Source organism: Myxococcus sp. AB025B (assembly GCF_006518215.1).
Taxonomy (GTDB): domain Bacteria; phylum Myxococcota; class Myxococcia; order Myxococcales; family Myxococcaceae; genus Myxococcus; species Myxococcus fulvus.
The window spans coordinates 1-25245 of sequence record NZ_SRLW01000142.1 but is presented as its reverse complement, the minus strand read 5'-3'; the positions used below and the strand labels follow the sequence as shown (position 1 = coordinate 25245).

Annotated in this window: 22 protein-coding genes; 12 read left to right on the top strand and 10 right to left on the bottom strand. The window is 70.0% G+C overall.

Annotated elements, in window-relative coordinates; translation table 11 throughout:
- From FL311_RS44190 to FL311_RS23230, 3 genes are all read left to right on the top strand, one after another.
- Window positions 1-521, top strand: a 521-nt coding sequence (locus FL311_RS44190) for a hypothetical protein (RefSeq protein ID WP_141328016.1), incomplete at its 5' end; no start/stop codon positions are given.
- 179 nt (window positions 522-700) lie between these two features.
- A complete protein-coding gene (locus tag FL311_RS23235; RefSeq protein WP_141328014.1) occupies window positions 701-2359 on the top strand; it encodes a hypothetical protein in 1659 nt (552 codons plus the stop codon).
- A gap of 2 nt (window positions 2360-2361) precedes the next feature.
- The gene (locus FL311_RS23230) at window positions 2362-3543 is read left to right on the top strand and encodes an alpha/beta fold hydrolase (RefSeq protein WP_141328012.1); all 1182 of its coding nucleotides are present in this window, start codon (window positions 2362-2364) and stop codon (window positions 3541-3543) included.
- 520 nt (window positions 3544-4063) lie between these two features.
- Here FL311_RS23230 and FL311_RS23225 read toward each other — a convergent pair.
- On the bottom strand, window positions 4064-5083 hold the full coding sequence (locus tag FL311_RS23225; RefSeq protein WP_141328010.1) for a lipase: 1020 nt from the start codon (window positions 5081-5083) through the stop codon (window positions 4064-4066).
- Between the two features lie 154 nt (window positions 5084-5237).
- On the opposite strand from FL311_RS23225, the gene FL311_RS23220 reads away from it, so the two are divergent.
- The gene (locus FL311_RS23220) at window positions 5238-6275 is read left to right on the top strand and encodes a medium chain dehydrogenase/reductase family protein (RefSeq protein WP_141328008.1); all 1038 of its coding nucleotides are present in this window, start codon (window positions 5238-5240) and stop codon (window positions 6273-6275) included.
- 310 nt (window positions 6276-6585) lie between these two features.
- Here FL311_RS23220 and FL311_RS23215 read toward each other — a convergent pair whose 3' ends face one another.
- Entirely contained in the window at window positions 6586-7182 is a 597-nt protein-coding gene (locus FL311_RS23215; RefSeq protein WP_141328006.1) for a DUF4276 family protein, read from the bottom strand.
- Window positions 7182-8414, bottom strand: a complete 1233-nt coding sequence (locus FL311_RS23210) for an AAA family ATPase (protein ID WP_141328004.1) — start codon at window positions 8412-8414, stop codon at window positions 7182-7184. Before FL311_RS23210 ends, FL311_RS23215 begins: the two co-directional genes overlap by 1 nt.
- Before the next feature lie 264 nt (window positions 8415-8678).
- Here FL311_RS23210 and FL311_RS23205 point away from each other — a divergent pair, with 264 nt between their 5' ends.
- The 4 genes from FL311_RS23205 (at window position 8679) to FL311_RS23190 (ending at window position 14503) form a co-directional block, all read left to right on the top strand.
- Window positions 8679-10199, top strand: a complete 1521-nt coding sequence (locus tag FL311_RS23205; protein ID WP_141328002.1) for a long-chain fatty acid--CoA ligase — start codon at window positions 8679-8681, stop codon at window positions 10197-10199.
- A 371-nt stretch (window positions 10200-10570) separates the two neighbouring features.
- Complete coding sequence (locus tag FL311_RS23200) at window positions 10571-12073, top strand: ricin-type beta-trefoil lectin domain protein (RefSeq protein WP_141328000.1); 1503 nt, start codon at window positions 10571-10573, stop codon at window positions 12071-12073.
- A 271-nt stretch (window positions 12074-12344) separates the two neighbouring features.
- A complete protein-coding gene (locus FL311_RS23195) occupies window positions 12345-13073 on the top strand; it encodes a response regulator transcription factor (RefSeq protein WP_141327998.1) in 729 nt (242 codons plus the stop codon).
- Window positions 13070-14503 (top strand): cell wall metabolism sensor histidine kinase WalK, encoded by a 1434-nt coding sequence (locus tag FL311_RS23190; RefSeq protein ID WP_141327996.1) that lies wholly within the window; start codon window positions 13070-13072, stop codon window positions 14501-14503. The genes FL311_RS23195 and FL311_RS23190 overlap by 4 nt, the downstream gene beginning before the upstream one ends.
- On the opposite strand, the gene FL311_RS23185 is transcribed toward FL311_RS23190, so the two are convergent.
- Complete coding sequence (locus tag FL311_RS23185; protein ID WP_194869337.1) at window positions 14451-15050, bottom strand: DUF2378 family protein; 600 nt, start codon at window positions 15048-15050, stop codon at window positions 14451-14453. The genes FL311_RS23190 and FL311_RS23185 overlap by 53 nt on opposite strands.
- Window positions 15051-15150: 100 nt before the next feature.
- Window positions 15151-16803 (bottom strand): methyl-accepting chemotaxis protein, encoded by a 1653-nt coding sequence (locus tag FL311_RS23180; RefSeq protein ID WP_141327992.1) that lies wholly within the window; start codon window positions 16801-16803, stop codon window positions 15151-15153.
- A 499-nt stretch (window positions 16804-17302) separates the two neighbouring features.
- On the opposite strand from FL311_RS23180, the gene FL311_RS23175 reads away from it, so the two are divergent.
- Window positions 17303-17668: a helix-turn-helix transcriptional regulator gene (locus tag FL311_RS23175; RefSeq protein ID WP_141327990.1), complete on the top strand. Its 366-nt coding sequence runs from the start codon at window positions 17303-17305 to the stop codon at window positions 17666-17668.
- Between the two features lie 54 nt (window positions 17669-17722).
- Here FL311_RS23175 and FL311_RS23170 read toward each other — a convergent pair whose 3' ends face one another.
- Genes FL311_RS23170 through FL311_RS23155 form a run of 4 tightly spaced genes read right to left on the bottom strand, consistent with a single transcriptional unit; the run spans window position 17723 to window position 22651 of the window.
- Window positions 17723-19249 carry a response regulator gene (locus tag FL311_RS23170; RefSeq protein WP_141327988.1) on the bottom strand — a complete coding sequence of 509 codons (1527 nt, stop codon included), beginning with the start codon at window positions 19247-19249 and terminating at the stop codon, window positions 17723-17725.
- The gene (locus tag FL311_RS23165) at window positions 19242-21287 is read right to left on the bottom strand and encodes a hybrid sensor histidine kinase/response regulator (RefSeq protein WP_141327986.1); all 2046 of its coding nucleotides are present in this window, start codon (window positions 21285-21287) and stop codon (window positions 19242-19244) included. Before FL311_RS23165 ends, FL311_RS23170 begins: the two co-directional genes overlap by 8 nt.
- The gene (locus tag FL311_RS23160) at window positions 21284-21988 is read right to left on the bottom strand and encodes a hypothetical protein (RefSeq protein ID WP_141327985.1); all 705 of its coding nucleotides are present in this window, start codon (window positions 21986-21988) and stop codon (window positions 21284-21286) included. The genes FL311_RS23165 and FL311_RS23160 overlap by 4 nt, the downstream gene beginning before the upstream one ends.
- A 9-nt stretch (window positions 21989-21997) precedes the next feature.
- Window positions 21998-22651 (bottom strand): B12-binding domain-containing protein, encoded by a 654-nt coding sequence (locus FL311_RS23155; protein ID WP_228557018.1) that lies wholly within the window; start codon window positions 22649-22651, stop codon window positions 21998-22000.
- 294 nt (window positions 22652-22945) lie between these two features.
- On the opposite strand from FL311_RS23155, the gene FL311_RS23150 reads away from it, so the two are divergent.
- Genes FL311_RS23150 through FL311_RS23140 form a run of 3 tightly spaced genes read left to right on the top strand, consistent with a single transcriptional unit; the run spans window position 22946 to window position 24842 of the window.
- Window positions 22946-23431 carry an RNA polymerase sigma factor gene (locus FL311_RS23150; RefSeq protein WP_046710437.1) on the top strand — a complete coding sequence of 162 codons (486 nt, stop codon included), beginning with the start codon at window positions 22946-22948 and terminating at the stop codon, window positions 23429-23431.
- A complete protein-coding gene (locus tag FL311_RS23145; protein ID WP_141327981.1) occupies window positions 23428-24231 on the top strand; it encodes an ActD-like protein in 804 nt (267 codons plus the stop codon). The genes FL311_RS23150 and FL311_RS23145 overlap by 4 nt, the downstream gene beginning before the upstream one ends.
- Window positions 24231-24842 (top strand): peptidase, encoded by a 612-nt coding sequence (locus tag FL311_RS23140; RefSeq protein WP_141327979.1) that lies wholly within the window; start codon window positions 24231-24233, stop codon window positions 24840-24842. Before FL311_RS23145 ends, FL311_RS23140 begins: the two co-directional genes overlap by 1 nt.
- A gap of 6 nt (window positions 24843-24848) precedes the next feature.
- Here the strand turns inward: FL311_RS23140 and FL311_RS23135 are convergent, their stop codons facing one another.
- Window positions 24849-25139 carry a DUF6748 domain-containing protein gene (locus tag FL311_RS23135; RefSeq protein WP_194869336.1) on the bottom strand — a complete coding sequence of 97 codons (291 nt, stop codon included), beginning with the start codon at window positions 25137-25139 and terminating at the stop codon, window positions 24849-24851.
- Window positions 25140-25245 lie beyond the last annotated feature (106 nt).

The window sequence follows — 25245 nt, the reverse complement described above, 5'->3', positions numbered from 1 at the left end:
CGACTCCCCAGGCCCCCAAGCTCGACAGCTCCGCCAACATCCTCGCGTTCCTCGAGGGCAAGTCGATGATCATGGAGGGGGCCAACATCCCCAGCCACCCCAACGGCTTCAGCGAGGATGTCGACTACGGCGCGGCGTCCCAGTGCTACCAGAGCGTCACCATGTCGGTGGCCGGTGGCAACTTCAAGGTCGACAGCATCCCGGGCACCATCGCCGACGGCGCCTGCAATCACGACGCGCCCAAGAACCCGCTCTCCTTCACGTCCAACACCGTCCTCATCGAGAACGTGGCGTCCGACGGGAGCTGCTTCGACGTGACGTTCTCCTTCCCGGGCGGCCTGGTGCAGGAGGGCCGCGGCGGCTTCACCGCGGACCAGAAGACGCTCAAGCTGGAGCTGTTCTTCAAGAACCAGGCGACGGGCAGCCGCTGCGCCAACGGCGCGGTGGGCACGTCCAGCTCCGTGACGCTCAACGGCCAGCCCTTCACGGGCAACGCCGTGCAGACGTACTCCATCCGCTAGTCCGCTTCACCTCGTGCCGGAGGGAGGGTGCGCTCCCGCCCTCCCTTCCGGACGGAGGTCCGGGCGCGGGTGCTCTTCGCCCGCGTCCTCGGGAGCCTGGCCGTACCTGAGCCATCGACAGTGGTGACATCCGAGCCCGGTGTACCGGGAGCGCCCCGCTGTGCGGGGCCGAGGTGGATATGACGGGAAGTGGGTTCGAGGCACGCGAGATGCTGCGGCGCAACGCGAAGATGCTCGCGGCGCTGGGCCTCGTGGGACTGGCGACGCCGGCCGCCGCGCAGAGCACCCCGGTGCCAGGGCTGTACGCCGAATGGCAGGAGGAGAAGAGCCGCGAGGAGGACGCCGAGCCTCGTGAGTTCAACCTCATCAACTACTTCTTCACCCGCGTCTCCATGACGAACCAGATTGGTGACCCGGCCGGCCTGCGTGGCGTGGCGCTGGGTCCCATCGGCTCGCCCGTGGGCAGCGCGGTGAGCACGCAGTCCGGGCGCTCGGCGTACTTCATCGAGCAGCGCTGGATTCCGGTCATCGAGTACAGCCCCTTCTTCGTCGACGGGCTGGCGTCCTTCCGCGCGCAGTTCGAGGTGGACTTCCTCTGGGGGCGCTCGGCCAACACCATTGGCCAGAACGAGGGCGGCGGCTTCAACGCCGACCAGGTGAACATCCAGACCAAGAACGTCAACGTCGCCATCTACCCGACGCGCAACCCCAGCCAGCTCACGCTGCTGGTGGGCACGCAGCCCGTCTACGACAGCGCCTACGACCCGACGCGCACGCCGCTGTCGGACCTCACGCGCACCGGCTACAAGCTGGCCTTCCTGGGCAGCGACGCGACGGGCCTGTCCATCTTCAGCGGCCTGAAGGGCAACGCGCGCCTGAGCCTGTTCCCGCTGGGCAGCGCGCAGGCGGACCGTGCCACGCGCAACGACCCGCGCCTGAAGTACATCTGGCTGGCGATGGCGGACTACGTCTACCCGGTGCGCCCCAACACCAACGTGGGCGTGTCCGCGTGGGCGCTGAACGACGACACCAAGGGTGACGCGTACGCCTTCGAGGGCCTGGTGAAGAGCGGCCCGTCGTCCACGGGCCTGCCGGGCTTCACCGGCACGGCGCGCTTCAACATCAACCGCCCCACCGGCACCGTCTTCTGGGCGGGCGCGCACTTCAACCACAACATCGACTTCCGCAACGGCCGGCTCGGGGCCTCCGGCTTCGTGATGTACAACGGCGGCAAGTACAAGAGCGACGACCCGGAGAACTCGCCCATCGACGAGCTGAGCATCTCCGGCGTGTCCGCCAACCTGGAGGTCATGTACCAGTGGGGCCGAGGCCCCGGTGACGTCGTCACGCTGGAGGGCATGTTCTCCTCCGGTGACTCGAACCTGAACGACGACAAGTACACGGGCGCCTTCACGCTGAACCAGTACGGCCTGCCGGGCGCGGTGTGGTTCAACCACAAGATGCTCATCCTGTTCCCGTTCACCAGCACGGTGAACAACTACACGGGCGCGGTGACGGACATCTCGAACCAGGGCTACGGCCTGCGCGCGGGCATCGCCTCGGCGTCGTGGGACATCGTGCCCAACAAGCTCAACCTCAAGGTGGCCACGGGCCTGGCGAACTCCGGTGCGGACCCGACGCCCTGGGTGGCCGAGGTTCGGCGCGGCCGGTTCATCGGCGCGGAGGTCAACGCGGAGCTGCGCTACCACATCCGGTATCTGATGACCGTGGGCCTCCACGGCGGCTACCTCTTCCGCGGCAGCTTCTACGACGGCGCGGCCACCGTGCGCAGCGACCCGTGGGCGGCCTTCACCACCTTCACCTGGTACGCGTTCTGACCATGAGCTCCTCCCGCGCTTTCACCGCGTTGCTCCTCGCGGCGGGGCTGTCCTCCGCCGGTTGCGTGCGCTCGTATGCTGGCGAGTCCGCGCTGTCCTTCCAGGACCTCGACTACTCCACGGCCGGCACCAAGCAGGCCTGGCCCGTGCACCGCGTGGCCCTGCCGGACGTCACCGCCCGGTACGGCCTGGCCAGCCCCCTCCACGTCTCGTACGTGGACCTGCCCGCGCCCTCGCCCGAGGCGAAGACGGTCATCTTCGTGCACGGCCTGGGCTCGTACCTGAAGTTCTGGCAGGCGCAGTTGGACGTGTTCCACGCGAAGGGCTACCGCGTCGTCGCGGTGGACCTGCCGGGGTACGGCAAGTCCGACAAGCCGGCCACGTTCCCGTACACCACCGAGGCCATGGCGGACGCGGTGGCGGAGCTGGCGCGGGTGCTGGGCGTGGAGAAGCCCATCCTCGCGGGGCACTCGATGGGCGGGCAGACGTCGCTGTCGTACGCGCTGCGCTACCCGGACGCGCTGGAGGCGCTGGTGCTGGTGTCTCCGGCCGGGTTCGAGAAGTTCTCCTGGAAGGAGAAGCAGTGGTTCCGCCGGGTGATGAGCTCGGACTTCATCAAGGCGGCGCCGGAGGCGGGCATCTGGGGCAGCGTGCGTCAGGGCAACTTCATGCACTGGCGGCCGGAGCTCGAATGGCTCATCCAGGACCGCGTGCGGCTGGCGAAGTCGCCGGAGTTCGACGCGTACGCGTACGCCAACGTCCGCACGGTGCGGGGCCTGGCGAACAACGACTTCGTGCGCGACAACCTGCACCGCGTCTCGGTGCCCACGCTCATCGTCTACGGCACGGATGACCGGCTGATTCCCAACCCGTTCCTCCACGGCGGCGAGGCGCGCGAAATCATGGAGTACGGCGCGTCCCGCATCCCCGGCGCGGCGCTGGCGCCGATGAAGGGCTGCGGGCACACGGTGCAGTTGGACTGCCCGGAGCCGGTCAACGAGGTGGTGCTCGCGTTCCTGGCGGACCCCGCGGCGGCGAAGCCGTTCGTGGAGAGGACGAAGCCCGAGGACAAGGCGCCCAAGCCGAGCGAGCCCGCGCCCGTGCCCGGCGCGCCGGGGACGCAGCCTTCGCCGACGCCCGCGCAGGACGATGCGCCCGCGCCGTCGGACGGGCCGAGGCCGTAAGGTGAGGCACGGCCTCGCGCCGAGAGGTTGACCGGCCTCGGCGCGAGGGTGCGCACGGCGCCCTCCGGAGGATGCGACGACGCCCTCCGTGGAGAGGCGCGGCGGGAGGGCCGCCAGCGCCGGAAGGTCGGAGGTGGTGAAGACGAGCGGCGCGCTACCGGGTGTGGACATAGGGGACCCGGGTCGTGAGCGCGCGGCAAGGCTCGAAGCGGGGAGGTGACCTCCGACTGGGAAGAGGTCCCCCGCGATGAGATGCCGCGTTCGCGCTGGAAGCGGGTGGGGCGGCCTCATCCTGAAACCTGGATGAGGCCGCCCGGGACTTCGCGCGCCTTCGCGAGGCGGATGCCAGCTCACGTCCACTCCCCCACGGCGTGGATGGATGCCGGCTCACGCTCCCGACGGCGGGCGCGCCAAGGTTCTCACATCAAGGGACTCCCACGAGGTGGGCCCGAGTGGTCGGGCCCGTGCCCCCGGCGACGTCTCATGTGACGACGCGCCGGGAGACGAGAGCGGGGTGTGGCTACGGGACGACGTGGTTGCGCACCATGCTGTACTGCACCGCGCCGGTCAGGTCCTTCGAGTTGTAGTGCCCGTAGGGATAGGCCGAGTACACCTTCTCACCCTGCTGCCCGGGGATGCGCGAGGTGTAGTCGCCATACACGATGCCGCCGTAGCCGATGATTTCGTCGGCCGTGGAGTAGATGCTGTAGCGGTACGCGCCCTCGTAGCCGCTCGTGGCGCGCAGGTTGTCCAGGAACGCGGAGCGTCCGTACACCACGCCGAAGTACAGGTAGCCCGGGTACAGGCCGTTGGTGGAGCCGCAGGTCGGCGTGGTGGGGCCCGTCTGGTAGCAGGACGTCAGGCCCAGGTTCGCGCCGGCGATGCCGACGAACGTGTCGACGGAGTTCGTCAGCGGCGCGCCGACGTTGTACGCGCCCCCGTTGGCGGAGTCGTTCGCGGTGCCGCCGAGGATGGCCTTGCGCGCGAGCGTCACGCCCATCGAGTGGGAGATGATGTCCACCTTCGACGCGCCGGTGTACGCCTTCACCGCCTCGATGAAGCGGCGCACCCGCATGATGTTCGGCTTCGAGTGGTACTGCCCGGCGGTCTGCATGATGTCCGCCGGGCCCCACGTCAGCGCGTACAGCTCGCTCGTCTTGTAGCCATTGGCGAGGAAGTAATCGAGCGACGCGCTCCACCCCGACTGGCCCGCGGTGCCGGTGCCCACCGCCTTGTCGGAGTTGCCGTGGATGAAGATGACCGGCGTGTTCACCACGGTGTCGGTGCTGCTGGCCTTGCCGCCGTAGCTGCCGCCGGCCAGCTCGTACCGCGCGAAGTTGTCGTCCTTGTAGCCGTTGGCCAGGAGCCACTGCTGGAAGTGCGGCGTGATGCCCGCGGTGGAGGCGGCGGACCCGGCGGTGCCGAGCTGCTCGGTGATGGGCGCTTCGGGCGTGACGGGCTCCTCGAGCCCCTCGCCGCAGCCGGTGAGGGCTCCGACGAAGAGGGGGGCCATGAGGAACAGCGAATGCCGCAATCGCATGGTGGACTCCTTCGGTTGTGGGGGATGCAAACGCGCTCGGACCGAGACATGTCTTCGAGCGCGAGACGCAGTGTAGAGACATCTCACGCGAGCGTCGTCATCCGAGTGGACGCGCGCACGTTGTCGCGCTGCGTCGCGTGATAGTCATCGGGACATGCGCGCACGCAAGGTGGTCATCCCGAAGGCCGGTGGTTACGAGCAGCTCCGCGTCGAAAACCTGAATCAGGTTTCACCTGGAAGCGGGGAGGTGCGGGTGGCCACCCAGGCCATCGGGGTGAACTATGCGGACTGCGTCATCCGCATGGGCCTGTACTCCTCCGCGAAGGAGTATGTGGGGTGGCCGATTACCCCCGGCTTCGAGTTCGCGGGCACGGTGGACGCGGTGGGCGAGGGCGTGACGGACCTGGCACCCGGCGACCGCGTCTTCGGCGTGACGCGGTTCGGCGGGTACGCCACGCACGTGGTGGTGCCCCGGCACCAGGTGTTCTCGCTGCCGTCGAAGCTGACGATGGAGCAGGCGGCGGGGTTTCCCGCGGTGTTCCTGACGGCGTACTACGCGCTGTTCGAGCTGGCGCACCCGAGGCCGGGAATGAATGTGCTGGTGCACTCGGCGGCGGGAGGGGTGGGCAGCGCGTTGTTGCAGCTGGGGCGCATCGCCGGGTGCCGGATGGTGGGCGTGGTGGGCAGCACGCACAAGGTGGAGGCGGCGAGGGCGCTGGGCGCGGACGTGGTCATCGACAAGAGCCGTGAGGATTTGTGGAAGGCCGCGGAGGCGGCGTCACCCAGGGGCTACGAGGTGGTGCTGGACGCGAACGGGCCGTCGACGCTGAAGGACAGCTACCGGCACCTGGCGTCGCCGGGGAAGCTGGTCATCTACGGGTTCCACTCGATGCTGCCGCGCACGGGCGGCAAGCCGAACTACGCGAAGCTCGCGTGGGATTGGCTGCGCACGCCGCGCTTCGACCCGCTGACGCTGACGAACGACAACACGAGCGTGCTCGCATTCAACCTGTCGTACCTGTTCGAGCAGCGCTTCGTGCTGGAGGACAGCATGGCGCGGCTGCTCGCGTGGGTGGAGGAGGGGAAGGTGGTGTCGCCGAAGGTGACGACCTTCAAGCTGGAGGACGTGGCCCAGGCGCACCAGGCGCTGGAGTCCGGCACGACGGTGGGCAAGCTGGTGCTGGTGCCGTGAGCGGTGGGCTTCAGTCGCCGGTGCCCAGCTCGGTCCCCGAGGTGGGCCGCTGCCCGCACAGCATTTGGAGGAGCACCACGCCCACGGCATGGACATCCGAGCCCGCATCCACCGCCTCGCCCCGGTCCTGCTCGGGGGAGAAGTCCTGGAACCGGTGAGCGTCAAGGTTGATGTCGGGTGAGTCGGGTCAGCGCGGCTTCGTCACTTCGTGCTGCACGGGGGGCTGTTGGCGGAGGGGTTGAGGCGCCGCGCCGGGGGGCTGCGCTGGGCTGGCTGGATGCGCCACCGTTTGGAGGCGGTGCAATGCGGTTCACGGCGTTCGTGGTGGAACGGCCACGTCGAAGATCCGGCCAACGTCGCGGAACAGCTTGTCGAAGGAATCCGCCCTTCGTGCCATTGTCAAATCAAAGACACTGGTGAAGGCTGGCTGGTCCAGCGTTTCGCTATAGCCCTCGCCCATCCGTTCACTCAGCCACCCTTTGCAGTTGCGTATCTTTTCGGGCTCTGGAGGAGCCTGGAGGCTCGCAGGCAGTCCTCGCTTGCCCTGGAGTGACTCAGCTGCCGCGATGAACCAGGCCTCATACTCCCGATGCGCTACGACCACGGAGATGGACCGGTCCGCTCGTTGTTTCTGGGCCCAGTCCAGGAGCCTAGGGCCCAGGACACAGGGTTTGTCGTCGTCGGAGTCGAGCAGTACGAGCAGTCGCCCACCATCCCCGACCCTGCGAGCCATGAGTTCGATGGCGCGTTGCAGTTCGAGCTCCTTGACGAGTTGTCCTCGGGAGACCCGATAGGGAGGCAGAATCTGCGCCTGAACCGAGGGCGCCAAGTGTTGAAGGATTCGACGGATGAGAAGCGGCAGGGCCTGGACTTCACCATGCCCTTCAACGATGAGACCGAGCTTCATCAGAGGTCCCGCTCCCAGAGCTGCATCTGTTTGGCGTCGGGGACTGCCTCCAGGTCGGGAACCAACTGGTTGGCCTTCAGCAGTTCTCCCGCGGTGTAGAGTCTGTCGCGCAGGACCGAGCGGGTCGCGTCGTCCACTCGGGCGATTCTCGTTTTGCCCTGGGTGGCCACGACCGAGACGATCTCCTCCGGGACGATGCTGGGGTCATCCAATAGCTCCGGGCTGTGGCTGGTCACGATGACTTGCGCGTGCTGCGAGCCATCGCGAAGTGCATCCCGCAGGATGCCGGCCGCTGCAGGGTGCAGAGCAATCTCCGGCTCTTCGATACCGACGACAGGGATGCGATGCTCGGTGCGCGCCTGAAAGAGGGCGACGAGGATGCCCAGTGCACGTAGGGTGCCATCGGACATGTTGATGGCGGGAAATCGCCACGGGTCCTTGGCGCCCTCGACACTCTGGCGGAACTCGAGCGTCTCCATGTGTCCGACGCGCTTGGGGTCGACGCCTTGGAGCGAGGGGACGATGCGGCCGAGGTACTCCTCGATTCTCTGCTTCGTGGTCCCGTTGTTTTGCTTCTCGAGGCGCTCGAGCACACTCGAAAGGTTGAACCCATCTCGAGCCAGCAATTCCCCCTTGTCGGGTGGCTGGAGTGCTCGAAGCTGGTCCGGGTTCAAGTTGTAGAACCCCATGTTCGACAGCATGTCGAAGACGGGACGGAACTCAGGGAGGCCCGCGGCGTTGACCAGGTAGAGTCTGTCCGCCGATGCCGGTGGTGCGACCTGGACGGGCTTCACGATGACAACGCCCTCCTTCACCCGATACCGCGCGCCTCCTACAGCGCATTCCTCGCTCTGAACGACATAGTCGCCGTGCGAGCGCGCGCCCACGCCGAACGAAAGGTGACCCGTCTCTCCGCTGGGAAGCTGAAACTCGATGCGAATGCCGAAGTTGGTGGGGTGGCCACTCGAGCGGCGTCGAACCTCGTGCACACCTCCTCGGTCCCTGAGCGCGTGGTCCAGGGATGTTCGGAGTGCATCCGTGATGAGGCGCAGTGCATCGAGAAAGTTGCTCTTGCCGGAGCCATTGGGGCCAACGAGGAACGTCAACGGCCCCAGGTCGACGTCGCAGGCTTCGATGCTGCGGTAGTTGCGCAGCGCGACCCGAGTCAGGAACGGGGCGCGACTCCCCGGGAGGTTGAAGGATGTCTGCCAGGAACTCTGTGAGGATGACATCGGGATTTCTCCGTTCTTGGCAGGATGGTGCTGGGCGTTCCCTGTCGGTCCTGTAGACCGGGGCATCTGACGGTATAGGGCAGAAGCAGTCAAAAGAGATGCTTCAAGGTGGTGCGAGAGGGATGCCGCGAGAGCAGTCGAAAACTGGAATCCAGGCGGGCGCCCAGGTCAACATGCTGCTTCGCAATGAGGGGCCAACACGGCCAAGGGGCTTCCGCTCATGTCGGTCGCGCGGGGCTCGCGGCGCTCGGCTACCGTGCGCCCATGCCCATCGTCCATGACTGGCTGGCCCGACGCGCGGCCCTGGACCCCGACCACCTCGCCCTCGTCGACGCCACCCAGGGCGGACGTCGCACCTCGTATCGCGAATGGGACGCCCGTGCCTCGCGCACCGCCGCGTACCTGCACCACGTGCTCGGTGTCCGGAGAGGCGAGCGCGTCGCGGTGCTCGCCCACAACCGCGTCGAGACGCTGGACCTGCTCTTCGCCTGCGCGAAGCTGGGCGCCGTCCTCCAGCCGCTCAACTGGCGTCTCAGCGCGCCGGAGCTCTCCGGCATCCTCGTCGACGGGGAGCCGGCCGTGCTCGTGTATGGCTCGGAGCTGCGGGCCCAGGCCGTCGCCGTGCGCGAGCATGCGCCCTTCGTGCGCCACTGGCTCACCTTCGACGCGCCAGGCGCGGACGAGCGTCACTTCGAGCTTGAGCGGGACGCGGCCCCTGAGTCTCCGATGCCCGCGCTGGAGCTGGAGGCCGAGGCGCCGTGGGTGCTCTGCTACACGGGCGGCAGCACCGGTGTGCCCAAGGCCGCGGTGCTCACCCATGGCTCCATCGCCGCGAACGCCGTCAACACGGTGGTGAGCTGGGGCCTCACGTCCGACGACGTGGCCGTGCTCAACGCGCCGCTGTTCCACACGGGAGGACTCAATGTCTTCACGCTGCCCCTGGTGTACGTGGGCGGCGCGTCCGTGGTGTGCAAGGGCTTCGAGGTGGAGCAGGTGTTCGACCTCATCGAGCGCCGCGAGGTGAGCCTGTTCTTCGGCGTGCCCACCATGTTCATCGAGCTGCAGCGTCACGCGCGCTTCGAGGCGATGGACTTCTCCCGCCTCAAGCTCGTCGTCAGCGGCGGCGCGCCGTGTCCGCCGCCCGTGTTCGAGCGCTTCTTCGCCAAGGGCGTGGCCTTCAAGACGGGCTATGGCCTCACGGAGGCAGGGCCCAACAACTTCTGGCTGCCGCCCGCGGACGTGCGCCGCAAGCCCGGCTTCGTCGGCGTGCCGCTGTTCCAGGTGGAAGCCCGCATCGACGGCGAGCGTCAGCCCGGGGACGTGGGAGAGCTGCTGCTGCGCGGGCCTCACGTGTGCGCCGGTTACTGGCGGCGTCCCGAGGAGACCTCGCGCACCATCGTCGATGGCTGGCTGCACACCGGCGACCTGGCCTTGCGCGACGCGGAGGGCTGCTTCCGAATCGTCGGCCGCCACAAGGACCTCATCATCTCCGGCGGCGAGAACATCTACCCCGCCGAGGTGGAGAGCGTGCTCGCCGGTCACCCCGATGTCGCGGAGGTCGCCGTCATCGGCGTGCCCGACGCGAAATGGGGCGAGACACCACGCGCGCTCGTCGTGCCTCGCGCCGGGACGACACCCACCGCCGAGTCCCTGCTGTCCTTCTGCGAGGGACGACTGGCGCGCTACAAGACGCCGCGCTCCGTGCGCTTCGTCGATGCGCTGCCGCGCACCTCCGCTGGCAAGGTGGACCGTCGCGCGCTGTCCGCCTCGCACGGTCAGCCCTGAGCGAGCGCCCATCGTCTGACGCGTCTTGCGTCCGCTTCGTGCGGGCGCCCACTCCATGGCGCGTTTTGACCGATGCATCCGGACCGCGGGTCTGTTCCCGAGTCGCGCGCCGGATGCGTGAGCAGACGCCTCAACGGGGCGCCGACCCTCTGAATTATTCCACTGAGTGGAGAAACATGGTCTCTCGGCAGTTCCGTCCAAGCTGCGTGATGTCCGGGACTTTATTCTTCATTCGGCAAAAGTGACGTGATTTTCTGTGAATACTTGAATTGATTGACTCAGGTCACAAATCCCGCTTCCGATGGTCCGCGAGGCGTCGTGGACGCAGGTGTCCGCGTGCGCCGGTCCCCCGTTCAGAAAGGAAGCCCCCGATGAACCGAAGACTGCATGCGCTCCGGACCGCGACGGCGTTGTTCACCACCCTGACCCTCCCTGGCGCCGCGCTCGCCGCGAGCGAGGACGTCTCTCCCGAGGTGCTCACCGCGATGCAGCGGGACCTGGGGCTCACCGCCGAGCAGGCACGTCAACGACTGGAGACGGAGGCGCTCACGGCGCGCACGGAGCGGACGCTGCGTGACGAACTGGGCGCGTCCTTCGGCGGCGCGTGGCTGAACGAGGCGGGAGACCGGCTCGTCGTCGGCGTCACCACCGCCGCGGGAGAGCAGGCGGCGCGGCGCGCGGGCGCGGAGCCTCGCTGGGTGACGCGCACGGAGCGGGAGCTGGACGCGCTCAAGGAGGCGCTGGACCGGGGCGCCGACGTGGCCAGCAAGGACATCCATGGCTGGTACGTGGACCTGCCCACCAACAGCGTGGTGGTGCTCGCCCGCGACGCGGCGGTGGTCAACGCGGAGCGCTTCGTCGCGGAGAGCGGCGCGGCCGACAGCGCCGTGCGCGTGGTCATCTCCCAGGAGAAGCCCCGCCCCTTCTACGACCTGCGCGGCGGTGACGCGTATTACATCAACGGCAACACGCGCTGCTCCATCGGCTTCCCCGTGGCCGGAGGCTTCGTCACCGCGGGCCACTGTGGCGGGGTGAACTCCTCCACCCAGGGCCACAACGGCGTGGGCCAGGGCACGGTGCGCGGCTCCTCCTTCCCGAACAACGACTACGCCTGGGTGCAGGTCAACGGCAACTGGGCCTCGCAGCCGTGGGTCTACAACTACGCGGGCGGCAACGTCATCGTCGCGGGCTCCGCGGAGGCGGGCATCAACGCGTCCGTGTGTCGCTCCGGCTCCACCACCGGCTGGCGCTGCGGCGTCATCCAGGCGAAGAACGTCACCGTCAACTACGACGTCGGCCCCGTGTACGGACTCACGCGCAGCAACGCGTGCGCGGCGGGCGGTGACTCGGGCGGCTCGTTCATCTCCGGCAACCAGGCGCAGGGCGTGACGTCGGGCGGCTCGGGCGACTGCTCCACCGGCGGCACCACGTACTTCCAGCCGGTGAACGAGATCCTCTCCGTCTACGGCCTGTCGCTCACCACCAACGGCGGCGGGGGCCGTGAAATCGTCGGGCTCGCGGGCAAGTGCATCGACGTGGACCACTCCAACACGGCCAACGGCACGGCCATCCAGCTGTGGGACTGCAACGGCACCAACGCGCAGAAGTGGACCTTCCACGGCGACGGGACGCTGCGCGCCTTCGGCAAGTGCATGGACGTGACGTGGGGCTCCACGGCCAACGGCGCGCTCATCCAGCTCCACGACTGCACGGGCAACCCCGCGCAGCAGTTCGTCTTGAGCGGCGCCGGGGACCTGGTCAACCCGCAGGCCAACAAGTGCGTGGACGTGTCGGAGTGGAACACCAACAACGGCACGCGGCTGCAAATCTGGGAGTGCGCCGGCACCGCGAACCAGAAGTGGTACCTGCGCTGACCTGTGCGCCGGGCTGGACGGGGCGGCGGATGCCCGTCCGGCTCCTGGGCGGGCGGGGTCGTCCTGTAACAAATCGTCATCCAGGGGACGCACCCCGGACACATCCCGGTGCCACCGTTCGAAGCGTGGCCCGGGAGCTCGACTGCCCTCGCTGGACCTGGCTGGAGCCCGGCGAGCGGCGGACAGACTCCTCCCGCCTGCTCCCGGGCCACCGCTCCGCTGTTACCCTCCCGGTGGGAAGGTCCGCGGAAAGGCAGGAGGCTTGGAACCCATGGAACAGCTCAGCCGTCCCTCGCTGGAGGAGGGCACCATCCAGGTCCTGCTCGTCGAGGATGACGAGCGGCTGGCGCGACTCACCGCCCGCTACCTCCAGGAGCACGGCCTCGTGGTGACGCTGGCGCACAGCGGCTCCGACGCGCTCGTCGAGTCCAACCGCCACGTGTTCGACGTCATCCTCCTGGACCTGATGCTCCCCGGCCGCGATGGCCTGGAGGTGTGCCGGGATTTGCGAGGCCGCACCGACGTCCCCATCATCATGGTCACCGCGCGCGGCGAGGAGGCCGACCGTGTGCTCGGCCTGGAGACGGGCGCGGACGACTACCTGGCCAAGCCCTACTCCTCGCGCGAGCTGCTCGCCCGCATCCGCGCCCAGGTGCGCCGCGCCCGAGGCAAGGCGGGGCCTTCCTCCCAGCCCGTGCAGGCCGGACGGCTGATGATGGACCCGCGCAGCCTGCGCGCCACGCTCGACGGCCGCGCGCTGCACCTCACCACCTACGAGTTCAGCCTGCTGCGCGTGCTGGCCGAGCGCGCCGGCCGTGTGCTCAGCCGCGAGCAGCTGCTGGACCTGGTGAAGGGCAGCGCGGACGAGGTGTTCGACCGCTCGGTGGACGTGCACATCTTCCGCCTGCGCCAGAAGCTGGAGGTGGACCCTCGCAACCCCCTGCTGCTGAAGACGGTACGCGGCGCCGGCTACATGCTCGCGACCGGAGAGGAGTCGTGAGTCGTCGTCCGCGCACTCCCGGCCGCCTGCTGTTCCGCATCTACCTGGTGGGAATCGCCCAGCTCGTGCTCGTCGTCGCCACGCTGTTCGCGGCGCGCTCGTTCGTCGTCGACAAGCCGCTGCGGCACGGCTTCATCCGTCACGCCGCGTACAACATCCGCGAGTGGGAGAAGCTGCTCGAAGACCCGGTGGCGCTCCAGGCTTCGCTGGACCGCGCCGCGCGGCTGCTCGAGGCGAAGGTGACGCTGCGAGACGCCTCGGGGCGGCTCATCGCCACCAACACCTCCGCGCCCTCGCCCGAGCTCACCCCCGTGGAGCTGGACGAGCTGACCCTGCACGGCGAGCGACTGTCGCGCGGCCGTCCGCCGCACTCGCTCACGCTGCCGATTCCGGAGGAGGGGCCGCTGGAGGCATACGCCACCATCATCACCCGGCCCCCCGAGCCGCCGCCCGGGAACACCGCGCTGGTGGTGTGCGCGGTGCTCTTGTCCACGGCCATCACCTCGCTGGCCTTCGCGCGCACGCTGGCCCGTCCGCTCCAGCGGCTCGCCGAGGTGGCGCGCGCGCTGGGCGAGGGGAAGCTGGACACGCGCACCGGCATCCGGCGTCGCGATGAGCTGGGGCAGGTGGCGGAGGCCTTCGACGAGATGGCCTGTCGGCTCACCCACCTGCTGCGCTCGCAGAAGGAGCTGCTGGCCAACGTGTCGCACGAGCTGCGCACGCCGCTGGCGCGCATCCGCGTGGCCCTGGACCTGGCGGAGGAGGGCAACGCGGAGACCGCGCGCGAGATGCTCTCCGACATCACCAGTGACCTGGCCGAGCTGGAGCAGCTGGTGGATGACGTGCTCACCGCGGCGCGGCTGGACCTGGCCACGGGGAACGCGGGCGTGGGCGCGCCGCCGCTGCGCCAGGAGCAGGTGGAGGTCCAGGGCCTGGTGGACAAGGCCGCCTCGCGCTTCCGCACCGCGCGGCCGGGCCGGGTGCTGGAGGTGAGCGTGGAGGGCTCGCTGCCGCCCGTGGAGGTGGACCCGGTGCTGCTGCGCCGCGCGCTGGACAACCTGCTCGACAACGCGGGCAAGTACTCGGAGCCGAAGAGCCCGGTGCGGCTGCGGGCCCAGGCCGCGGGGACGCCGGACACGCTCTCGCTGGAGGTGGCGGACGAGGGCATCGGCATCGAGTCGGAGGACCTGCTGCGCGTGGGCACCCCCTTCTTCCGCACGGACCGCAGCCGCGCCCGTCGCACCGGTGGCATCGGCATGGGCCTGGCGCTCGCCCGCCGCATCGTCGATGCACACGGCGGCACGCTGACGCTGGAGAGCCAGCCGGGCGTGGGCACCACGGCGCGCATCCTGTTGCCCCTGCCTCCGTCGGAGCTGACTACAGGCCAACGTGAAACGTCGTCACCGCCCGGGCATCGTCGTGGCGCGTGAGCGTCACCCGGGCCGTGGGCGCGCCGCTGTGCTGGAAGGCGAACGTGAGCAGGCCCCGCATGAAGTGCGGCGGGTCCGCCCGGCGGCGGGGGTGGTCGAGGAACTCCCGCACCGGGTACAGGCTCAGCTCCCAGCCCCCGTCGTCGCCCGTGGGCTTCACCGACGCGTCGAGGAAGTTGTTGATGGAGCGCAGCGAGCGCGCGAGCCGCAGCAACATCTTCTCCGGGCCCACCACCTGGGCGAAGTCCTGCAGCGCCGTGCCCAGCCGCGCCTGGATGAACGCGCGCGCGAAGCGCAGGCCCAGCTCGTACTCGGCCTCCTCGCGCGACAGGTGGGGCAGGGTGGTGGCGGCCAACAGGTGGATGCTCTGGGGCCACACCGCGCAGGGGTAGGCCGTGTGCAGGGGCCGCAGCGCGAAGATGCCCTGCCGCTCCAGCGCCTTCTGCGTGAGCTCCGTCAACGGGGCCGCCGCCGACAGCAGCGTCTCCAGCGCGTATCCGAACACCACGGGCTCGCGCCCGGGGGCCCGCGTCAATGCCAGCGCCATGTCTGCTACCTCCATGTGCGGATGAAGGACGTCCATCCAGGTTGGAGCAGCAGACTGCCCGGCGCGGCTGTCCTGGGCGTTGCGCGGGTGTGAAGAAAGGTTAACGCCCGGAGCCCGGGGGCCCGCCCAGGGTGAAGCGGGAGGCCAGCTCCTGGAGCCGTCCCGCCCGGGCCCGCAGGTCCTCCACCGAGCGGGCGATGCGCTCCACGCCCGACACGGACTCGGCCGAGCGCTCCGACAGCGCCTGGATGCGCTCGGCGATGGCCTCACCCGAGGAGGACTGACGCGCGTTCTGCTCCGCCAGCGCCTCCACGCGCTCGCCCAGCTCCTTCACGCCGGACAACAGCCGCGACAGCGCCTGCGCCGCCGCGGACGACAGGCCCATGCCCTCGTCCACCTTCGACGTGCCCCGGCGCATCAGCTCCACCGCCGCGGTGGTGTCCGCCTCGTGCTTCGTCAGGAGCACCTGCACCTGGTCCGCCGCCTCGTGCGTGCGCTCAGCCAGCTTGCGCACCTCGCCGGCGACCACCGAGAAGCCCTTGCCGTGCTGGCCCGCGCGCACCGCCTCGATGGCGGTGTTCACCGCGAGCATGCGCGTCTCGTCCGCCACCGCCTGGATGAGCTGGAGCATCCGCGACGTCGCGCGGCCGGAGGCCTGCAGCTCCTCCACCGTGCGCGCCGAGCGCTCCACCACGTCGACAATCTCCACCATCTTCCGCGACGCCTGGTCCACCGCGGCGCCGCCCTCGCGCGCCACCTGCCCGTGGCTCGCCGCCGAGCGGGCCGCCACGCGCGCGTCCGCCGCCCCCAGCGAGACCTGACGGCTCATCTCCTGGACGGCGCTGGCCGCGCGCTCCAGGGACTCCGCCTGCTCGCGCGTCGTCCGCGACAGCCCGTCCGCCGAGACACGGATGCGCTCGGCGTCCGCCGCCGTGTCACCCGCCGCCCGCGTCAGCGCGCCCACCACCTCGCCCAGCCCCGCCACCATGGTGTTGAACGCGCCGGTGAGCTGGCCCACCTCGTCCTCCGTCCGCGCCTCCACGAGCACGGACAGGTCTCCGCGCGCCACCTGGTGCGCCGCCAGCGCGAGCGCGCGCACGGGCCTCACCACGCGCCGCGAGACGTACGCCCCCGCCAGCGCCGCCAGCACCAGCGCTCCGCCCACGGCGACGAGGATGCGCTGGCGCACCGCCGCCACCTCGCGGTCGATGTCCTCCACGTACACGCCCGTGCCCAGCACCCAGCCCCACGGCTCGAAGAGCTTCACGTAGCTCTCCTTCGGGATGGGGTCCGGCGAGCCCGGCCGCGTCGCCTCGTAGCCCAGCGCGCCCTCGCCCCGCGCGCGCACCAGCGCGACGATGTCCGAGAACACCGGCCGCCCGCGCACGTCGCGGTAGCCCTTCATGTCCTGCCCCACCATCTTCGGCAGGTGCGGGTGCATGACCAGCCGCGTGTCCAAATCGTTGACCCAGAAGTACTCCACCTCCGAGTAGCGCAGCGTCGACAGCAGCACGGATGCCTGCCGCTGGGCCTCGTCGCGCGTCAGCGTGCCCTCGCGCTCGCGCGCCTCGTACACCCGGAGGATTCCGTACGCCGTCTCCACCGCCTGCCGCAGGCCGCGCACCCGGTCCGCGTGCAGCTGCGCGCGCAGCTGGGGCAACACGTAGCCCAGGATGGCGACGAGCAACGGCAGGGCGACCACGCCCATCGCCACACAGAGCTTCACCAGCAGGTTGCGCCGTCCGAGCGCCATCGGCGCGCAAGACTAGTCCTCCCGCCCTCGGCGCGCGCGACTCCCAAGGTCGTCCCCCCGTCGATTGCCACCGGTGGTCCCAGGTCTCATCGTCCCCGGCGCACACCGTGTGTGGCAGGGCGAGCGTCGCGGCCCGCCTGCCTGCCCCGGTCCGCCGCCACACGCGGGCGATGATGGGGCGACGCGTCCGACAGGGGATACAACCCTGCGGGGTGGCCCTGGCGGCAGGACTCCCAGGCACCGTAGGAAAATCGACGCCCGACGTCTCAGGTCGTCCCCTCCCAGGGGCCCTCCCCCGACTTCGGGGTGCCGGGTTGAGCGTGGAAGACAGCTCTTCCGTCGAGAGAAAGGGGCGGGTATCGAGGTCCTCGGAACCCCGAAAGTCTCCCTCTACAGCGGTGACCCGCTGGGTGAACAACCTGAGGCTGACCCGACAAGTTCTGTCTGTCTGCCTCTATACGTCCTATGCCAGCGGCCAAACGTTTCGGGTCGGTAAGGCATGGACAAGAAACTGGCAACCACCATCGGAGCGGGAGCAAGAGCCGCGCGGTCCCGGCTGGAGCTCACCCAGGCTGACGTGGCCGAGCGCATCGACGTGGCCACGGAGGTGTATGGGCGACTGGAGCGCGGCGGCATGCTTCCCAGCGTGCAGACGCTGCTGAAGCTGTGTCACGAGCTGCATGTCTCCGCGGACGAGCTGTTGGGGCTCGCCTCGCAGGGCGTGCCGCCCTCGCGCGTCAGCGAGTCGTCGCCGTCCCCACCCGAGCGGCCCGAGGTGCGCCGCCTGCTTCGCACCGTGCGTCAGCTCGAGGCCCCCCACGTGAAGCTCCTGGGGCTGGTGGCCAACGCCCTGGGCCGGCGCTGAAGCGCCCCGCCCGAAGAAGTGAAGGGCGCCGGCCCGCGCCCACCCCCGCATCCCTCACAGATTGGACAGCAGGCGATCCAGCTCGTCGGGCTTCACCGGCTTGACGATGTGCAGGTCGAACCCCGCCTCGAGCGCGCGGTCATGTCCCTCCGGCCCGCCGTAGCCGGTGATCGCCACCAGGCGGATGTCGCGGCCGATGCGCATGCGCAGCTCCTGCGCCACCCGGTAGCCGTCCAGCCCCGGCAGGCCGATGTCCACCAGCGCCAGCTCCGGCGGCTTTCGCACCGCCAGCTCCACGCCCTGCAGGCCGTCCGGCGCCACCTCGACGTCGTGGCCCCACAGCTCCAACAGCTCGCGCATGGCCTGACGCGCGTCCGGGTTGTCCTCCACCAGCAGGATGCGCCGGCCCCCGCGCGACACCGTGTTGACGGGCGGCGCCAGCGACACCTCGTGCACGTGCAGGAGCGGCAGCCGCACCACGAACTCGGCGCCCAGGCCGGGGCCGGGGCTCACCGCCTGCACCTGTCCGCCGTGCAGATGCACCAGCTGGCGCACCAGCGTGAGGCCGATGCCCAGGCCCCCGCGCGTGCGCTCCAGCGAGGTGTCCGCCTGCGCGAACAAATCGAAGATGCGCGGCAGCACGTCCGGAGGGATGCCGATGCCCGTGTCGCGCACGCGCACCACCGCCTGCGCCGTGCCGTCCACGCCCTCCTTCTCCACGCGCAGCGAGATGTGCCCGCTGTCGGTGTACTTGGCCGCGTTGTCGAGCAGGTTGGTGAAGACCTGCTCCAGCCGCGTGGCGTCGCCGCTGATGAGCAGCGGCCCCTCCGGCAGCGACACCTCCAGCCCCAGCCCGCGCGCCTCGGTGATGGGGCGGATGACCTGCACCACCTGCAAGAGCACCGCGCGCAAGTCCAGCCGGCCCGAGCGCAGCTCCACCTTGCCGCGGGTGATGCGGCTCACGTCCAGCAGGTCATCCACCAGCCGCGCCAGGTGGTTGGTCTGGCGGTGGATGATGCCGCGCATCCGCGCTTCCTTCGTGTCGTCCGTCGGCTTGCGCTCCAGGATGCCGATGGCCGTCATGATGGCGGCGAGCGGGTTGCGCAGCTCGTGCGCGAGCATGGCCAGGAACTCGTCCTTGCGCCGGTCCATCTCCGCCAGCTCGTCCGCGCGCCGGCGCGCCGCCTGCTCCGCGTGCCGCAGCCGCAAGAGCGAGCGCACCGTGGCGATGAGCTCCGAGGACTCGAAGGGCTGGGTGAGGTACGCGTCCGCGCCGCCGTCCAGGCCGCGGGCCTTCTTGTCGGACGTGACGAAGGTGGCGGACGTGTGCATCACCGCGATGGCGGCGGTGTCCGGGTTGGCGCGCAGGCGCGCGCAGACCTCATAGCCGCTGATGTCCGGCAGCTTCACGTCGAGGACGACGACGTCCGGGCGGTGCTGCTCGGCCATGAGCAGCGCGGACATGCCGGTGGCCGCCTCGATGACGTGGTAGCCCGCCATCTCGAGGATGCGGTTGACCAGGTATCGGTTGGCGTCGTCGTCGTTGACGTTGAGGACGGTGGCCAGTCGCGGTTCAACCACGGCGCCCCTCCTGTGGGGTGTGCGAGCCCAGGCCCGCCTTGGCCAGCGCGTCGCGGATGCGACTGATGGCCACCTCGCGGCTCAGGGTGTGCTTGGCGAGGATGGCCGCGGTCTCGTTCGCCAGTCGTGCCCGCTCGTCCTCGCGCAGCTCGTGCGAGGTGTGGAGGATGACGGGAATCTCCCGCGTGCGCGGGTCCGCCTTCAGCTCGTCCAGCACGTCGAAGGCGGTGATGTCCGGCAGCACGAAGTCCAGGAAGATGAGCTGCGGCACCTGCTCGCGCGCCAGCCGCACGCCGTCCTTGCCGCCCGCGGCCTCCAGCAGCACGTAGGGCATGTCCTTGAGCAGCTGCTTGAGCAGGTAGCGGTGCACGTCGTCGTCGTCGATGATGAGCAGCCGCTCCACGGGGCCGTTGCGCGCCAGCTCCTGGAGCTTCTTCTGCAGGCGGACCTCGTCCACCGGCTTGAGCCAGAACTCGTCCGCGCCCAGCGCGCGCGCCTTCTGCTCGCGGTCCGTCACCGTCACCACGAGGATGGGGATGTCGCGCGTGGCCTCGCCGTTCTTCATCTCCGCCAGGAAGCTCCAGCTCGTCTCGCCCTCCAGCATCACGTCCAGCACCATGGCGGCGGGGCGCACGCGCTGGAGCACCCGGCGCGCGTCGTCCGTGCTGCGCACCGGCAGCACCTGGAAGCCCGAGCGGGCCAGGTACTTCTCGTAGAGGAACAGGGTCTGCCGGTCGTCCTCCAGCACCAGCACCGGCGCGCGGCTGGTGTCCAGGTGCTGGCTGCGCTCGGACAGCCCCGCCATCTCCGACACTTCCATGTGCACGCGCGGCAGGGTGATGGTGAAGGTGGAGCCCTCGCCCGGCGCGCTCTGCAGCGTGAGCGTGCCGCCCAGAAGCTCCACCAGCCGGCGCGCCAGCGGCAGGCCCAGGCCCGTGCCCTTCACCTTGCGCTGCAGGTGGCTGTCCAGCTGGGTGAACTCCTCGAAGATGCGCTCGTGGTCCTCCGGCGCGATGCCGATGCCCGTGTCCTTCACGGTGAAGACCACCGTGTCGCGCGGGCCCGGCGCCGCGCTCACGGTGACGTGGCCGGCCTCGGTGAACTTCAGCGCGTTGGACACCAGGTTGCGCAGGACCTGGCTCAGCCGCGTCTCGTCCGTCTCCAGCTCCAGCGGCGCCTCCGGCTCCACCAGGCGCAGGTCCACCGGCGAGCCCGGCGGCAGCATGGGCTTCATCATGCCGCGCAGCGCGCTGAGCAAATCGTGCACCACGAAGCGGCTGTGGCGCAGCGTCGTCTTGCCCGCCTCCACCTTGGACAAATCGAGCAGGTCGTTGACCAGCTCGAAGAGCGACTCGGCGGAGTTGCGGATGAACTGGACCTGCTTCTCCTGCTCCGAGGACAGCGGCCCGTTGATGGGGTTGAGCAGCACCTTGGACAGGCCGAGGATGGAGTGCAGCGGCGTGCGGAACTCGTGGCTGACGTTGGCCACGACGCGGCTCTTGATTTCGGCGGCGCGGTGCAGCCCCTCCGCCTTCTCGTCCAGGGCCGCGTGCAGGCTCCTCACGCCGCGGTTGGACTCCTCCAGCTCGCGGTTGAGCCGCATCAGTTCGTCCGCGCGGCGCTTGAGCTCGCGGCGCTGGCTCTCCGCCTCGCGATGCAGCGCGGACAGCTCGCTCATCGTCGTGCTCACCTGCTCCAGCGCGTTGCCGTAGTCCTCCGGCACCAGGCTGCCCACCATCAGCACGCCGCCCTCGTGCGGGCGCGCGCGGAAGGCGAACGTGGTGGGCGTCTGGCCGCGGCACAGGATGAGCTCCCAGCCGTCCACGCGCTCGTCGCGCGCTTGGATCAACAGCCGGTCCACCTTGTCCTCGGTGCCCTGGGCCGCCAGGGCCCGCAGCGTCTTGCCCGGGACGGCCTCCAGCACGCCCTGGGCGCGCGCGTCCACCCAGGTGAGCACGCCCTCCGCGTCGCACAGCATCGCGACCTCGCGGCTCAGCTCGTCCACGGGGGGGCTCTTGTCGGGAGCGGAGAGTCTCATGAGCGGGTCTCCTCCCACGAAACGCCCGCGGTGGCGAGCAGCGCGCGCGCCTGCGGATGCCGGCCTCCCAGCACCGCCTTCAACATCCCCAGCACGGTGGGGAAGGCGAGCAGCCCGAAGCCCCGCCGGGGCCAGAAGCCCACGTACCAGCGCACGTGGTCCGCCATCAGCTCGGGCTTGTCCGCGTCCAGCGCGTCCGCCAGATATGAAAGCTGGAGTCTCAGCTCTTCCTCCAATCGGGGGCGGTCCTCCTGGGTGAGGTAGAGGGCCAGCCGGGCAGTGGCGGCACGGGACAGCTCCGCCGCGTCGTCTTGCAGGGTGCGTGAGGGACCTTCCGGGTAGCGCAAGGCTTCCCGGGCGGCGCGCACATGCTCGTACGGCTCGGTGCCGGGGCCCCACCCCTCGGCCTCCAGCGCGGAGGCCAGCCCGGCGAAGTTCGCGTCGAGATGGAAGGTGGACATTCCCCGCGACACCAGCAAGGTGCGCAGCCAGCGCGCATAGCCCTCCATCACCGAGGGGCGTTGCTCGTCGAGGGATTGCACAAGGTAGCGCACATGGAAGCGCGCATCCTCGTCGCCGAAGCGGCGCGCGCGCTCGGGGCCGTAGCGCGCTTCCCAGAAGGGGTCTTGATACATCGGTTCGACGGAGGCCTGGGCGATGGCGTCAGCGCGCGCAGCCAACTGGCGACTGGGTTTCTCCATGCGTTTTCCTCAAACTCCCAGCGTGCGGCACGCGGACGAGACGAGCTCGCGCGCGTCCTTGCCATGGAAGGTCACGTCGAGCTCCTTCTCCAGGCCGGGGGCCCAGCGGAAGGCGTGTCCGCCGACGGCGATGGGAAGGTGGGGGGCGACTTCTCGGGCGGCTTCCACCGCGCGGCGCAGCGCGGGCAGGTGGTACGACATCGTGACGGACAAGGCGAGCAGGTCCGGCGTCTGCTCGCGCAGCATGCGCGCCAGGTGCTCGGGGGGGACGTTGGCGCCCAGGAAGCGCACGTCGAAGCCCGCCATCTCCAGGAAGTCACTGGCCATGCGCGCGCCGACTTCGTGCAGCTCCCCCTCCACGCACGACACCATGACGACCTTGCCGTTGGGCGGGTCGCGGGGCAGGTGGCGGTAGAGGTGGGCCAGGGCGAGCTGGGAGACGGCGGTGGCCAGGTGCTCCTGGGCCACGGAGATGACGTTCTCCTGCCACATCCGGCCAATCTCGTACTGGGCCTGCTGGATGACCTCCAGGTGGATGAGCTGCAGGGGGATGCCCCGCAGCAGCCCGTCATCCACCAGCAGGCGCAGGGCTTCCTGTCGGTTGCCCGCGAGCTGCGCCGCCAGGTAGCGCGTCCTGAGCTGGGTGAGGGCGTCTTCGGTCACAGGGGGCGCGAGCTGCCGGGGGCGTCGAGTTTCGGAAAGTAGTGACGGGAACCTGCCTCGATACAGTCGAGTACACGCGGGCGGGGGTGTTTTCATCGACAACCTGACACTGAACGCTCGGGAAGACGAGCGCTCGTGAAGCCGCCCGCCCTGTAGATTTTGCAGGTGGCGCGAGCCCATCGGGCTTCGCCGGCGGGGGGAATCGGGATAGGGAAACCGGAGCGCGAAGAGGCCGGTGACACTTTCGCAAGGCACCGGTGTTCCCTTTCGCGGAACGAGGGAGGCGCGACGCCGGTGTCTATCGATGTGGAGGCCTACTACCGCCGCTACGGCCCCCAGGTGCTCCGGCGCTGCCGCTTCCTCCTGCGTGACGAGGAGAAGGCCGTGGACGCCATGCACGACGTGTTCGTGCAGCTCTTGCGCTACCAGGGGGCGCTGAAGGACGCCGCTCCCTCCAGCCTGCTGCACCGCATCTCCACCACCGTGTGCCTCAACCGCCTGCGCGGCGCCCGGCGTCGTCCGGAGGACCGCGAGGATGAGCTGGTGCTGCAGATCGCCTCCGCGGACGACACCGAGTCGCGCGCGAGCGCGCGGGGCATGCTGGACCGGCTGTTCGGACGGGTGCCCGCGTCCAGCCGCGACATCGCGGTGCTGCACCTGGTGGATGGGATGACATTGGAGGAGACGGCGCGTGAGGTGGGCCTGTCCGTGTCCGGTGTGCGCAAGCGCCTGCGCGCGCTGACGTCCGTGTTGCAGGAGCTCGAGCTGGAGGCCGCATGACTTCCCCCCAACGCACCCCGGACTGGCTGCTGGAGCGAATCCTGCTGGGCGAGCTCCCCCCGGAGGAGCTGGCCGCCGCGCGCGCGCGGCTGGAGTCGGAGCCGGAGGGCCTGGCGCGCCTGGCCGCGCTGGAGGCCCACACGCGCGCCACCCTGGAGCGGCTGCCCGCCGAGCGCGTGGCCCGCGAGGTGGATGCGCGATTTCGCCGGGGCGCCGAGCGTCGTGCGACTCGTCCCGCGTGGCTGACGCCCGCGATGGGGCTGGTGCCGGTGCTGGCGGCGCTCGCGCTGTTCATGGTGGTGAAGCCCGCGTCCGGGCCCTCGGCGGGCGTGGAGGCGCCGGTGGCGGGGTGGGACACGGAGACCACGCGCTCCAAGGGCCTGAAGCCGAAGCTGGAGGTGCACCGCCAGCGGGGGCAGGCGGACGAGGCGCTCCAGGACGGCGCGCGCGCGGCGCCCGGAGACGTGGTGCAGCTGGCGTACGTGGCGGCGGGGCGGGCGCACGGCGTCATCCTCTCCGTGGACGGACGGGGCGCCGTCACGCTGCACGCGCCGGAGCACGGGGCCCGGGCCGCGGCGTTGTCCCCCTCCGGCACACAGCGGCTGCCGGGGGCCTACGAGCTGGATGACGCGCCGGGCTTCGAGCGCTTCTTCCTGGTCACCTCCGACGCGCCCTTCGAGGTGGAACCCGTGGTGGAGGCGGCCCGGCGACTGGCGGCGTCGGCCGGGGCCGACACCGCGTCGCTCATGTTGCCCGAGGGCTTGACGCAGGTGTCCTTCACCCTTCAAAAGAAGGAGTGATGAAACCCCGAGCCCTTCTCGCACTGTGGCTGTGGGCGGGGGTGGCGGTCGCCGATGTCAGGGCGGCGCGCCCCCTCGCGATGGAGGAGGGTGAAGGTGCGTTCGCACAGTCGGCGGACCCAGGCCCCGAGCCCGAGCGTCGCGGGCTGCGCAAGGGCAACGTCCACATGGAGCTGTGGGCGAGCGACATCCAGCTCGCCAACCTCGCGGTGAAGCTGGGCGGTGGCCCCTTCTACCTGACGCTGCTGGCGGGCATCGAGCCGGGCAGCCGCGACGAGGCCCGCTTCAACTTCGGCCTGGGCGTGGGCGGGCACATGGTGCTGTCGCACCGCTTCTGGCTGGACCTGGACGTGACGGGCGGCGCGGTGCAGCCGGTGCAGAAGCCGCTCGAGGGCGACGGCGGCAACGTGCTGGGCCAGCTGCGCCTGATGCTGGGCGTCCAGGTGATGCCGCGCTTCGCGGTGTTCGTCGGCCCCACGTACAACGCGTGGCTCGTGTGGGGACAGCCGGACTTCGCGTCGGTGACGCGCATGTCCGTGCGCGAGAGCCACCCGAAGGCCGACAAGCGCTTGCAGCACTGGCCCGGCCTCCAGCTGGGACTGCACTTCTAGTCGGGCCTACTCCACCTTGCTGGCGCGCAGCACCGTGGCGTCGCCCGCGGGGCCCGCCTTGGCGCGCGTCTCCAGCGTGGCGCGGATGCGCAGCCCGCCGCTGGTGGTCTGCTGCATGAGCGACTCCAGCTGCTGCTCGTTGCCGCCCGTCACCGCCGTCAGGTCCAGCTCGTGGACGGGAATCGCGTCCATGCCCGGCTTGTCCGCCAGCACCGCATTGTACGAGGGGCACGGCGGCGCGATGCACCGGATGCCGCTGTCCGTGACGATGTAGACGGAGCTGTGGGCGAGCGACATCCAGCTCGCCAACCTCGCGGTGAAGCTGGGCGGTGGCCCCTTCTACCTGACGCTGCTGGCGGGCATCGAGCCGGGCAGCCGCGACGAGGCCCGCTTCAACTTCGGC

Bases quoted from the DNA above. Each gene is read 5' to 3' on its own strand.
- FL311_RS23235 (WP_141328014.1), top strand. From the start codon at position 701: ATGACGGGAAGTGGGTTCGAGGCACGCGAGATGCTGCGGCGCAACGCG.
- FL311_RS23230 (WP_141328012.1), top strand. From the start codon at position 2,362: ATGAGCTCCTCCCGCGCTTTCACCGCGTTGCTCCTCGCGGCGGGGCTG.
- FL311_RS23225 (WP_141328010.1), bottom strand. From the start codon at position 5,083: ATGCGATTGCGGCATTCGCTGTTCCTCATGGCCCCCCTCTTCGTCGGA.
- FL311_RS23220 (WP_141328008.1), top strand. From the start codon at position 5,238: ATGCGCGCACGCAAGGTGGTCATCCCGAAGGCCGGTGGTTACGAGCAG.
- FL311_RS23215 (WP_141328006.1), bottom strand. From the start codon at position 7,182: ATGAAGCTCGGTCTCATCGTTGAAGGGCATGGTGAAGTCCAGGCCCTG.
- FL311_RS23210 (WP_141328004.1), bottom strand. From the start codon at position 8,414: ATGTCATCCTCACAGAGTTCCTGGCAGACATCCTTCAACCTCCCGGGG.
- FL311_RS23205 (WP_141328002.1), top strand. From the start codon at position 8,679: ATGCCCATCGTCCATGACTGGCTGGCCCGACGCGCGGCCCTGGACCCC.
- FL311_RS23200 (WP_141328000.1), top strand. From the start codon at position 10,571: ATGAACCGAAGACTGCATGCGCTCCGGACCGCGACGGCGTTGTTCACC.
- FL311_RS23195 (WP_141327998.1), top strand. From the start codon at position 12,345: ATGGAACAGCTCAGCCGTCCCTCGCTGGAGGAGGGCACCATCCAGGTC.
- FL311_RS23185 (WP_194869337.1), bottom strand. From the start codon at position 15,050: ATGGCGCTGGCATTGACGCGGGCCCCCGGGCGCGAGCCCGTGGTGTTC.
- FL311_RS23180 (WP_141327992.1), bottom strand. From the start codon at position 16,803: ATGGCGCTCGGACGGCGCAACCTGCTGGTGAAGCTCTGTGTGGCGATG.
- FL311_RS23175 (WP_141327990.1), top strand. From the start codon at position 17,303: ATGGACAAGAAACTGGCAACCACCATCGGAGCGGGAGCAAGAGCCGCG.
- FL311_RS23165 (WP_141327986.1), bottom strand. From the start codon at position 21,287: ATGAGACTCTCCGCTCCCGACAAGAGCCCCCCCGTGGACGAGCTGAGC.
- FL311_RS23160 (WP_141327985.1), bottom strand. From the start codon at position 21,988: ATGGAGAAACCCAGTCGCCAGTTGGCTGCGCGCGCTGACGCCATCGCC.
- FL311_RS23145 (WP_141327981.1), top strand. From the start codon at position 23,428: ATGACTTCCCCCCAACGCACCCCGGACTGGCTGCTGGAGCGAATCCTG.
- FL311_RS23140 (WP_141327979.1), top strand. From the start codon at position 24,231: ATGAAACCCCGAGCCCTTCTCGCACTGTGGCTGTGGGCGGGGGTGGCG.
- FL311_RS23135 (WP_194869336.1), bottom strand. From the start codon at position 25,139: ATGTCGCTCGCCCACAGCTCCGTCTACATCGTCACGGACAGCGGCATC.